This window comes from Flavobacterium sp. UBA5153 (genome assembly GCA_002413745.1).
Classification (GTDB): Bacteria; Bacteroidota; Bacteroidia; order Flavobacteriales; family Flavobacteriaceae; genus Flavobacterium.
Genome location: DHXP01000019.1, coordinates 1 through 12,307, shown reverse-complemented (window position 1 = coordinate 12,307; position 12,307 = coordinate 1). Strand labels below are relative to the sequence as shown.

8 protein-coding genes are annotated in these 12,307 nt (G+C 35.6%); 2 read left to right on the top strand and 6 right to left on the bottom strand.

The features are described 5' to 3' along the window. Positions 1 to 122: 122 nt before the first annotated feature. Positions 123 to 983 (top strand): NAD(P)-dependent oxidoreductase, encoded by an 861-nt coding sequence (locus B2145_RS04475; protein WP_291098801.1) that lies wholly within the window; start codon positions 123 to 125, stop codon positions 981 to 983. Positions 984 to 1,063: 80 nt separating this feature from the next. Here B2145_RS04475 and B2145_RS04470 read toward each other — a convergent pair whose 3' ends face one another. The 6 genes from B2145_RS04470 to B2145_RS04445 form a co-directional block, all read right to left on the bottom strand. After that, positions 1,064 to 2,521 carry a LysM peptidoglycan-binding domain-containing protein gene (locus B2145_RS04470; RefSeq protein WP_291098798.1) on the bottom strand — a complete coding sequence of 486 codons (1,458 nt, stop codon included), beginning with the start codon at positions 2,519 to 2,521 and terminating at the stop codon, positions 1,064 to 1,066. Positions 2,522 to 2,975: 454 nt separating this feature from the next. Beyond that, positions 2,976 to 4,367, bottom strand: coding sequence for a hypothetical protein (locus tag B2145_RS04465; RefSeq protein WP_291098795.1), 1,392 nt, complete (start codon positions 4,365 to 4,367; stop codon positions 2,976 to 2,978). Positions 4,368 to 4,448: 81 nt separating this feature from the next. Further along, on the bottom strand, positions 4,449 to 4,853 hold the full coding sequence (locus tag B2145_RS04460) for a c-type cytochrome (RefSeq protein ID WP_291098792.1): 405 nt from the start codon (positions 4,851 to 4,853) through the stop codon (positions 4,449 to 4,451). Positions 4,854 to 5,258: 405 nt separating this feature from the next. Then, on the bottom strand, positions 5,259 to 7,523 hold the full coding sequence (locus B2145_RS04455; RefSeq protein WP_291098790.1) for an aconitate hydratase: 2,265 nt from the start codon (positions 7,521 to 7,523) through the stop codon (positions 5,259 to 5,261). 350 nt (positions 7,524 to 7,873) lie between these two features. Continuing rightward, the gene (locus B2145_RS04450; RefSeq protein ID WP_291098788.1) at positions 7,874 to 8,827 is read right to left on the bottom strand and encodes an AAA family ATPase; all 954 of its coding nucleotides are present in this window, start codon (positions 8,825 to 8,827) and stop codon (positions 7,874 to 7,876) included. Between the two features lie 78 nt (positions 8,828 to 8,905). Continuing rightward, a complete protein-coding gene (locus B2145_RS04445) occupies positions 8,906 to 10,336 on the bottom strand; it encodes a peptidylprolyl isomerase (RefSeq protein WP_291098785.1) in 1,431 nt (476 codons plus the stop codon). A 647-nt stretch (positions 10,337 to 10,983) separates the two neighbouring features. On the opposite strand from B2145_RS04445, the gene B2145_RS04440 reads away from it, so the two are divergent. Further along, on the top strand, positions 10,984 to 12,195 hold the full coding sequence (locus B2145_RS04440; protein WP_291098782.1) for an alpha-amylase: 1,212 nt from the start codon (positions 10,984 to 10,986) through the stop codon (positions 12,193 to 12,195). Positions 12,196 to 12,307 lie beyond the last annotated feature (112 nt).

Genomic DNA, 12,307 nt, shown 5'->3' with positions numbered 1-12,307 from the left:
TACATTTTTTGTTCCGTTTTACTACACAAAAAACACTCGAACTGACGTTTTTAATAATTGCACCCAACGGGTTATGAAAGTCTTTAAAGCATCGAAAAGCAAAAACAAAAAAAACATTAAAAATGGATACTAATTTGAAATTGGGATGGATTGGCCTTGGAAATATGGGAAATCCAATGGTACGGAATTTACTGAAAGCAGGTTTTGAGGTCGCCGTGTTTAATCGCACCAAAGACAAAGAAACCCCATTAATCGAGGCTGGCGCAACTTCGGCAAATAGCCCGCAGGAACTAATGGAAAATTGTGATGTCGTTTTGACTATGTTATCCAATGATGCTGCGGTAAAGGAAATCTTCGAAGGTAAGTCCGGTTTGTTATCTAAAGAATATCCTGGAAAAATAATCATAAATATGAGTACCGTTTCGCCTGAAACTTCCCGTTATCTGGCAAGCAATTGTAACAAACATCAAATTGGTTTTATAGACGCCCCTGTTTCCGGAAGCGTGAAGCCTGCACAAGAGGGTTCCTTGGTTATTTTGGTTGGCGGAAGTACCGAGAACTATGAACTCGCAAAACCTGTTTTTAATGTCCTTGGCAAAATTTCAATTCATGTGGGTGCTGCCGGCGTAGCCAGTTCTGCTAAATTGGCCATCAATTATCTCCTGGGACTTAATCTTCAGGGCTTGGCCGAAACAATTCTTTTTGCTGAAAATAATGGCGTAAGCAAAGAAGATATGCTTACCATTGTTAACGAAGGAGCCTGCGGCAATGGCATTACAAAAATTAAATCTTCCTCCATTTTAAATGATTCCTATCCTGCCGCTTTTGCGCTTAAACATCTGGTTAAAGATTTAAAACTGGCCAAAGAGGCAGGATTAGATTCTCCTTTGGCCCATCCTCTATATGACAGTTACAACAGGGCACTAAATGAAGGTTTGGGAGATGAAGATGTGATGGCAATTATAAAAAGTTTAAAAAGGTAAATTGAATTGTAGAAGGTGCATCCTTTTCGCCTGAACAATCATAAGAAACTATTTTACATCGGCAAGAATGACTTTTCACATTACAATACGCGATTGATTTGCGCCAAATTTTTCTCATAATAGGATTCTTTGGTAGAAGAAATAATTACGCCACCGTGATTCGAAGAGTGAATGAATTTAATTTCCCCACCAATAACCTCGACCACCATTCCTACATGATTGATATGTCGCCGTCCGTTAGTTTTGAAGAAAATCAAATCCCCTTTTTGGGCATTTTCGGAATTGATTTTCGAACCATAAGATGACATTTCTATTGACGACCTAGGCAACTTAATATCGAAAGTGCCAAAAGTGGAGTACATCAATCCTGAACAATCAAAGCCATTTTTGGTAGTTCCGCCAGTACGGTACCGCGTCCCAATATTTTCGGATGCTGTCAAAATCAATTGATCCACAAAAGTGGAATCATGCACAGTACCACTAATTTTATTTGAATCCTCGCTCGCAACTTCCTCTTTTACCGCAACTTCCTCTACCGGAACCGTTGTTTCTACAATTTTAGAACTTCTAATTTTTAGCAAATAGCCAACAGGAAGTTCTTTTACAATCTTGGGATTTTGTTTTTCTAATTCTTTTACAGAAATTCCGTATTCTTTTGCAATCCCGTATTTGGTTTCTTTAGGTAAAACTTTGCGTGTGGTTTCAGTTTCCACTGTCTTATTTTCAATTAGTGGTTGAGGCAAAACGGCAATTTGCTTCGCCTGTTCGTCCCGATAATTATCGGGACTCGAGTCTTTTTCAGTTTTTGATACTTCTTCTTTAACTGCCAAATTAGAATTATTTTCTGCTTTTACCGGGATAGCAATCTTTTGACCAATTTTTAAGGCTTTACTTCCTAATGTTGGATTAATATTTCGCAAATCGGCTACCGTGATTCCGTTTTCCTTGGCAATTGAATATAGCGTTTCTTTTGGTAAAACTTCATGGACTATTTCCTCTTTCGAAATTTCAACTTTCTCCGTCAGTTTTTGTAGAACAACAACTTCTCCCTTCGGAATAGTTTTTTCTGAAATGTTGGTTTTTTGAATTTCATTTTCAGAAGTTGCAACGGATGCCAAATTATCTAAATCAGTTTGGGGGATTTTAATTTTTTGACCTTTTACCAAACCTGATTTTTTTAATTTCGGATTGATTTTGTATAAATCTTCAACACTGATATTGTATTGTTTTGCAATGCCATAAAGTGTTTCTTTAGTCAGCACTTCGTGCGTTTTTTCGGGATAATTGGTTGCAATCTCAGGAGTTGAAACTGTATTTTTTTTAGATTTAACGGGAATTAACAATACGGTATGAAATTTTATTCCCTTCTTGGCTTTTGGATTTAGTTCATAAATCACTTTGGGCTTTACATTATATTGCTGTGCAATTTCGCTAATTGTTTCACCCTTTGAAACCGTATGTCGTGTGTAGCTTTCTTGCGAAAAAACACTCATACTGCTAAAAAAAACAAACAAAAATACACAACTAAAATACCTCATAAACTCTATTTAAATTTCATTTTATTCAGACTATTTACCTGAATACAAATAACACAATACAATTAAATTTATTCAAATAATCGAACAATTGTTTAACTTAAACGGCAAAACATACTAAAAAAGTATTGCCTAAAGCGAATTTAAACTTTAAATACAAATATCGCACTTTTTTAACAACTCTTTATATTCAATTTAACAAATCTGCGAATAAAAAATGCCCTGTTTTCACAGAGCATTTTAAAGAATTTAAAACTTAGAATTAGACTATTCCGTAGCAAATTCAATGCTGAACCGTCAACTAACCAGCCTTGTCCTTCGGTTCTAAGTAATTGGAACGATTTGTTGTCGCATTATTAAAAGGGCTTAATTATTTGTTTTTCAAATAATTATCTAAATTTATTTAAAAGTAAAATACGACATTATATCGTTTTTACTACTTAAGTAAGGTTTCGGTTTAAAACGCAAACCAGAGTTGAAGGTATAACATATTATTATCTGATGCGTTTCTGCCTGAGCCGTCATAATTAGTGGAAGCTCCATTAAATTTACTATACGCAAAATACTGTGCTGATAACTGTACATTCGCCCAGGGCAAATAATCAAATTGAGTTCTTATACCGCTACTGTTTGGTGTTCCAGCATTACTTCCGGAAATTGCTGCAGGAGCATACAATCCAGTATCAGTTGACCCGGTTGTGTTAAAATATCCCAAAGTGCAGTTTATACCGGGTTTAAGAAAAATACTGCCATCTATATTAAATTTATTTAGATTGCTATCAAGATATTGACTGGTGTTACTGGCAAATGATGCATTTAGCTTTCGCTTTTCATTTATATAAGAAGAATGAAGTGTAAATTGTCCTTTATCGTATGCATATTCGTATTGCATATCAAGTGCAACATCGGTGTAATTATCTGTATCCCCTGTAACTCCAGTTGGATATAATTTAGTTGCAATTCCGAATGTTCCAACTTCAAGATACGATTTCCCAAATTGATGTTGCAGTGCGGCTCTCCAATAAGGGGAAGTCCCTTTTACTGCACCAAAAACTGAAGCGTCTGGCGGCAATGTTGCACCAATTTGAGCGGTTCGGTACCCCGAAACTTCAAGATAAAGCAGATTGTTGATCATTGAATATGCGCCAAGTCCTGCAACGGTGCCTCCTAAGTTTTCAACAATGGTACTTGCACTGGGTGTCGGTGCTACTCCTGATGTCGTATATGGGAATCCCCAAGCAGGGGTGCTGTTCCATAAATCCTGAACTGTTGGATTGTTATTTAAGGTAAGCCCATAGGTAATGGGTGTTTTTCCCGTAGTCTGGTTCGCATAACGAATATCTACGTTATCCAAACCTACTGTTCCAGAACCATTGTCTAAAGTAAGTTGAATAAATGAACCTATATTAGGCGAAATTTGCCCACCATAAAACAAACTAAATTGTTGCGGAAATTCGACATTATTGTTTTGAGTTCCTGGAATATCTTTCTTTAAACTTGTAGCCCCTGTTTGAAACATTGCTGAAAGGGGAGAAATACCTAGAATGCGCAAGAATATTTTCATATCATCCTCGTCTTTTCCTGTTAAGTCTTCGCTAATAGTTTTTATGGTAGTTAATGTATAACCATTTAATTTAAAAGCCCTTCCAAATGCATTAAGACGAGGGAACACAGTATGACAGGCAGTACAAGACAAACCCGTTTGGCGTGCATAACTTGGAATTGCATGTGCCATTTTTGGCATCAATATCATTGCAAAAAAGAGGTTAATTCCAAGAAAAAGTTTTCTTTTTTGATTAAAATAATTTTTCGAAATTGTATTGTTCCTAGTGGTTATGGTTATTTTCATAAGAGTAAAATTTAAGTTATACAAAATATCTATTATCTGGATTAACTGAATAAAGCAGGATTCGTGGCTTAATCCTAATTATTATTGTTGTAATTTCCTAATATAATTAACCAATTCCCAACGCTGTTTTTCAGAATACACTTCTTTATAGGAGGCCATAGGCCCTCTTCCTTCTGTCATTTTCCAAAAAAGATTTCCATCTGTTTCCGCTTTAATTGTTGATCCAAGAAAATTAGCCGGTTTTGGATTAAGACTCATCCCTCCGGCGCCATCCCCTTTCCCTTGCAGTCCGTGGCAAATGAAACACATTTGGTTGAATATTTTTTGTCCTCCCGCTGTTGCCTTCGCATCACCTTTAAAGGGATTTACCGTGCTGTTTGAAGATGCTGGTGCTACCCAAGGTTTTGCTGCTTTTTGTGCAAAGATTTCATTACTTCCCAAAATTAGCAATGCTAATACCACCAAAAATGAACATTTTTTTTTCATAACATTTAAGTTTTAATTATTTATAAAATTCAGTACAGTTAACTTTTAAAGACAGTAAGGTTATTTATTGGCTGATTTTATTTAAAAACAGCTGCTGCAAATTTGAATCTGTTCCTTCCAAGATTGTTAAGAATACATAAATCTATAAAGTAATTTCGGGATAATGGGAAAATTAACTTTTCATTATACAAGTTCTATTCCCTATCGGACTTGTATACAAACACTCAAATGTTTACAATACCTATCACAATTGACAAAATATGGTATCCTATTATTTTGTCATAAAGAGAAGAGATTTCTGAAAAAGTATTAGTATTTAGAACCAATTTTTTTAATGTTGGAAAAAATAAATAAAAAAAATGCCCTGTTTTCACAGGGCATTTTTATGGCATTTAAAAGTTTAAATTATGCTTTTCCGGCAGCAATCAAATTCAATGCTGAGCCGGCAACGAACCAACCAATTTGACCCTCGTTGTAAGTATGGTTTGCCAAGATGGTATCTTTGGTTCCATCAGCGTGAACGAATTCCAATGTTAACGGTTTTGCCGGAGCAAAATCTACCAAATCAATGAAGTTGATAACATCATCTTCTTGAATTTTATCATAATCGGCTTCATTGGCAAAAGTAAGACCCAACATACCTTGTTTTTTCAAATTGGTTTCGTGAATACGAGCAAATGATTTTACCAAAACCGCTTTTACTCCAAGGAAACGAGGTTCCATTGCAGCATGTTCACGAGAAGAACCTTCACCATAATTGTGGTCACCCACAACAACTGAAGGAATTCCGGCTGCCTTATAAGCACGTGCCACAGCAGGAACGGCATCATATTCTCCCGTCAATTGATTTTTTACGGAATTCGCTTTTTGATTGAAAGCATTAACTGCTCCAATCAACATATTGTTTGAAATATTATCCAAATGCCCACGGAAACGTAACCAAGGTCCAGCCATTGAAATATGGTCGGTGGTGCATTTTCCGAAAGCTTTGATTAATAATTTGGCTCCCATAATATTTTTTCCGTCCCAAGCATCGAAAGGCGCCAATAATTGCAATCTATCCGAAGTTTCGCTTACTGTAATTTTAACTCCTGAACCATCTTCAGCCGGAGCTTGAAAACCTGCATCTTCAACAGCAAAACCTTTAGATGGCAATTCCTCTCCCGTTGGAGGGTTAAATTTAACTGCTTCCCCTTTATCATTTAACAAAGTGTCGGTAAGCGGGTTAAAAGATAAATCTCCTGCAATTGCCAACGCAGCAACCATTTCTGGTGAAGTTACGAAAGCGTGTGTATTTGGATTTCCGTCCGCTCTTTTAGAAAAGTTTCTGTTGAATGAATGAACGATGGTGTTTTTTTCTCCTTTATCAGCTCCTTCTCTATCCCATTGACCGATGCACGGTCCGCAGGCGTTAGTAAAGACTTTAGTTCCCATTTTTTCGAAAGTGGCAATAATTCCGTCTCTTTCGATTGTATATCTTACTTGTTCAGAACCTGGATTGATTCCGAATTCAGCTTTTGGTTTAATTCCGTGAGCCACGGCTTGCTCTACAATAGATGCAGCGCGTGCCATATCTTCGTAAGAGGAGTTGGTACAAGAACCAATTAATCCCCATTCTACTTTTAACGGCCATCCGTTTGCGGCAGCTTCTTCTTTCATTTTAGAAACTGGAGTTCCTCTGTCTGGAGTGAAAGGACCGTTGATGTATGGCTCTAATTCTGATAAATTAATTTCAATCAATTGGTCAAAATACTTTTCTGGATTAGCATACACTTCCGCATCTCCCGTTAAGTAACTTGCCACTGTATCGGCAGCATCTACAACATCTTGACGACCTGTGGCAGCCAAGTATCTTCGCATTGAATCATCATACCCAAATGTAGAAGTTGTAGCACCAATTTCGGCACCCATATTACAAATAGTTCCTTTACCGGTACAAGACATATTCAACGCCCCTTCGCCAAAGTATTCAACAATAGCACCAGTTCCACCTTTCACGGTAAGAATATCTGCCACTTTAAGAATTACATCTTTTGGAGCTGCCCAACCCGAAAGTTTTCCAGTCAATTTTACACCGATTAATTTTGGAAATTTCAATTCCCAAGCCATTCCAGACATTACATCCACGGCATCGGCACCACCAACTCCAATAGCCAACATTCCTAATCCACCAGCATTTACGGTATGTGAATCTGTCCCAATCATCATTCCGCCCGGGAATGCATAATTCTCCAATACGACTTGGTGAATAATTCCAGCCCCTGGTTTCCAGAAACCAATTCCATATTTATTAGAAACTGAAGAAAGAAAATCAAAAACCTCGCTTGATTGTGTTTTGGCTATAGCCAAATCTGTTTTTGCTCCTACTTTGGCTTGAATCAAGTGATCACAATGAACCGTTGTTGGAACTGCAACCGTTTTTTTGCCTGCATGCATAAATTGCAATAAAGCCATTTGAGCCGTAGCATCTTGACAAGCTACTCTATCTGGGGCAAAATCTACATAATCAGCACCTCTTGTAAAAGTGTGGGTAGGATTTCCTTCCCAAAGATGATTGTATAAAATTTTCTCTGTCAATGTAAGTGGACGACCAACTAATTCGCGTGCTTTGTCTACACGGGTTGTCATATTTGCATACACTTTTTTAATCATTTCAATATCAAAAGCCATAGTGTTTTGGGTTTATTTGGTAATTTATTTTTTTGTAATCGATTCTTTTTTTGATACAATTGATGTCATTTAACTAAAAAAATTAAATGAATATTTTCTTGCGTCGCAAATTTAATAATTTATGACGAGAATTAAAAAAAATTAGCAGAAGTTGCCATTTGAAAAATTATTATTACCGGATAAGAAGTTTATGCGATTATTATTGCAATATATTTAAAAATTAATACTTTTATTGCACTATCAACAACACACCGTCTAATTATTGATAAAGTCGGAATTTAGGTAAATAGAAAAAGAACCTTTAAAACCTATTTGAATAAAGAACCTTTCTAAATTGACTTTATTACTATTTAAATCAGCTTGTCGATAATCATTTCTTCTGTAATTCCTTCGGCATCGGCTTTGTAATTTTTAATGATTCTGTGACGCAGAATTCCTGTGGCCACAGCTTTGACATCTTCGATATCCGGAGAAAATTTCCCATTGAAAGCGGCATTGGCTTTGGCTGCCAATATTAAATTTTGTGACGCCCTTGGCCCTGCTCCCCAATCAAGATAATTTTTCACAAATTCGTTGGACAATTCATTATCAGGGCGTGTTTTGCTCACCAAAGTAACGGCATATTCTATAACATTGTCTGCAACTGGAATCCTGCGGATCAAATGTTGGAAATCAATGATTTCTTGCGCCGTAAACAATGGATTTATACTAGGATTCAAATCCGAAGTAGTTCGTTTTACCACCTGAACTTCTTCTTCAAAAGAAGGATAATCCAGTTTAATGGCAAACATGAATCGGTCTAACTGGGCTTCCGGCAAAGGATAAGTTCCTTCTTGCTCAATGGGGTTTTGGGTTGCCAACACAAAATAAGGCAATGCCAATTTATAATTTTCACCCGCAATGGTAACGGAACGTTCCTGCATGGCTTCTAGCAGTGCAGCTTGTGTTTTTGGAGGGGTTCTGTTGATTTCGTCAGCCAGAATAATATTCGAAAAAATGGGACCTTTTATGAATTTGAATTGGCGATTTTCATCGAGTATTTCACTCCCCAAAATATCCGACGGCATCAAATCGGGGGTGAATTGGATTCTTTTAAAATCAAGCCCAAGAGCTTGCGCCAGCGTATTGACCATCAAAGTTTTTGCCAATCCAGGGACTCCCACCAAAAGTGCGTGACCTCTAGAAAAAATGCAAAGCAAAATTTGGTCTACCACCGCATCCTGACCCACAATAATCTTCGCGATTTCGGTTTTTAGTTCGTTCCTTTTTTGAACCAAGTCATGTATTGCTGCTACATCAGACATGTTGATTTTAGATTTAAGAATTGGGATTTTAGATTTCTGAAATCTGCTTTCTGATTACTGCCTTCTAATTACTGGATACTATTTTTTCAGCCAATTATTTGTAAAAACACAATCTCTATATTCTGCAATAATTTTAATATAAGTCTCCTTGATTTTCTCGTCAAACCATTTTCCGATGGCTTTGATTTGTTTGTCTTTTAATGCCAAATCTTTTATTTTGGTATAGTCCTTGGCGTAATCAGCAGTGTGTGCTTCAATTCTATTGGTAACTGTAATTATCTTGAATTTTTTCTTGCCCGATTGATCTTCATCCATTAATGGCAATGAAATTACTCCTGTTTTCAAATTTGAAACTTGGCTATACAAACTAGGATCCATTTTGGTCAATTCGAAACGGGTATCTTGTGTTTTTGGATTTATCAAAGCACCACCATTTGCTTTGGTTTCTTTCTCATCAGACGATGATCTTGCTGCTTCGGCAAAAGTGACTTCCTTGTCTTCGATTCTTTTCCTGATTAATGTAATTTTTTCTTTGGCTTCGTTTAATGACTCTTCAGTTACTGTCGGTGTCAATAAAATATGACGTAGCTCCACCTCTTGCCCTTTTATTTTTTCGACATAAATAATATGAAACCCAAAATCTGTCTCAAAAGGTGCCGAAATTTCTCCTTCGGCAAGGCTAAATGCGACATCTTTAAACTCTTTTACAAAAGGTGTTTTTCGATTCATTTTATAAAAACCACCATTTGCTCTTGAACCAGGATCTTGAGAATACAAAACAGCTTTTGTGGCAAAACTAGATCCCGCCAAAATTTCTTTTTTAAACTCGTTCAATTTATCAATCACTTTTTGTTTCTCGGCATCAGAAACCTTTGGAGTCACTACAATTTGTGCCACTTCGAGTTCCACTCCAAAAACAGGAAGTTCAGCAGTTGGTATTTTTTTGAAAAAATTACGAACTTCCTCCGGTGTAATTTCTACAGCATCAACGATTTTCTTTTGCATTTCTGAAGTAAGTTTCTGTTCTTTCAAAATATCAAAGAAATAAGTTCTAAACTCCTCTTCTGAATTTTTCTTGTAATATTTCACCACTTTATCCATAGAGCCTATTTGCTCTACCATATAATTCAATCTGTCTTGCATCAAGGATTTCACCTCGGCATCTGTCACTTTCAAACTATCTTGAATGGCTTGATGTGCATACAATTTGTCTTCCAATAATTTTCCCAACATTTGACATCTTGTAATATCTTTTATAGAATTTCCTTGGCTAGAAATTTCCAAATACGCTTTATCAATATCCGAATCCAATATAATGTAATCCCCCACTTTTGCTATTACACCATCTATTTTTTGCTTTTGGTTAGGATTAATTTTTTTAATCGTGTCAACCGCTTTTTCCTTGATGATTTCTTGAGCTATAACGATACCGCTTGAAAAAAGTAAAAGAAAAAACGTAAGCGCAATTTTATTATTTATGGATTTCATTTGTATTTTTTTTAAAGGCATTATTTGAAGTTTTATTTTATTGTGTAAAGTGTCTTGATTTTCAGTTATTAATTCCAAAAATATGGATGTTGTAATTTTAGCCAAATATACGCTTTAAGAAGCAAGAAATAGAATTGTTTTAATAACTACAATTACTTTGTGCTCTTTAAACATATAACGAACAAAAATAAGAATTCAATTATATAATACAAGTTTACTTACGAGTATTAACAAAAATTTATATGGGTTTTTATTTTAGTTTTCATTTGTTGGGTAAAACCAATGGCAGTTTTAGTCTATTTAAATTTACGCCTTACAATACTACTAAAAACAACAAACTCATATTCATTTTTTATTCCATCTTACGCTTCTATCATTCGGGATTACCATAGTTTTAGAATATATTTAATTGTCAGTTATTAAAATAAAAGTCTATAAAAATTACAACCATTATTAAAAATGTAAAAAAAGCTAAAAAAACACTTAAAAAAGCAATTTAATGGTTAAAAAGTAATTAATTCTAAAAGTTTTCAACACTACCACGTTTTCGTAGAAAATAATAATATTGCCTTTGTTAAATATGTTAAAAATTACATAAATTTAATCAATAAAGTAAATTTTAATTTACGAAACTTAACCTAATTTACTAACTAACCCCAAATTAATTTATGAGAAATCAAAATTTTAAATTGTATGTACTAGCCTTATTTATTGGCTTTTACTCGTGTAATTCAAACGATGTATTGCAACAAGGGCCACCTACACCAAGTGCGCAGTACAAAGTAATTGATGTCACCCATCACGATGGGCATCCATTTAGTACTGGAACACAAACCCCTTCTGCTACTGGAAAATATGCTGCAAATCCTGGTGGTGGAGTAATGATGCAAGCTTTCTATTGGGATGTTCCTGTTGGCGGAACCTGGTGGAACATTATTGCTACTAAAGTAACGGAATGGTCAAATGCAGGAATTGGCTCCATCTGGTTACCGCCAGTATCAAAAGGACAAAACGGAGCTTTTTCAATGGGTTATGATCCTACAGATTATTTTGATTTTGGAGATTTCAATCAGAATGGTTCTGTCGAAACTCGTTTCGGTTCAAAAATAGAATTGGTAAATTTAATAACCAAAGTCCACTATGAAAATATGCAAGTATATGCTGATATGGTACTTAATCATAACAGTGGCGGTCAATTAGAGAACAATCCATTTACGGGAACCCAAACCTATACTGATTTTACCGGTATAGCTTCGGGGAAATTCCCAAGAACGAGTGCTGATTTTCATGCAAACGCTTACCATATTAACGACGAAGGTTCTTTTGGTGGCTTTCCGGACTTATGCCATTCCACACCAAATGTTCAAAATTGGCTTTGGCTGAGACCAGACGGCGTGGGTAAGTATTATAAAAACACAATGCATTTTGATGGTTGGAGATTTGATTATGTAAAAGGGTTTGGCCCTTGGGTTATCAATCAATGGAATGCTAATGTGGGTGGTTTCTCCGTTGGAGAATATTGGGATTCAAATGTAAATACCCTAGATTGGTGGGCTACGAATGCGAACAGTTCAGTATTTGATTTCGCCTGTTATTATAAAATGAAAGATGCCTTTGATGGAAACAATCTTAACCTTTTGAATGATGATATGATGTGGAAAAGAAATCCATTCAAAGCAGTTACTTTTGTTACGAATCATGACACGGATATTATTTGGAATAAACAATTGGCTTATGCTTATATCCTGACTCACGAGGGATATCCTACAATTTTTTATAGAGATTATGAAGAATGGTTAGACAAGGCAAAACTTAACAATCTTATATGGATTCATAATAACCTGAATTCGATTAATATTATAAGTCACAAATTTGCATAAAAAAAAGAATAGTTGTATATTTAAAGCTCTGAATTTCAAATATTTAAACAGCTGTTCCTCTTATGATTAATTTTGATAAAGCTACCGATATTTTTTGTCTTTTTGATAAGTT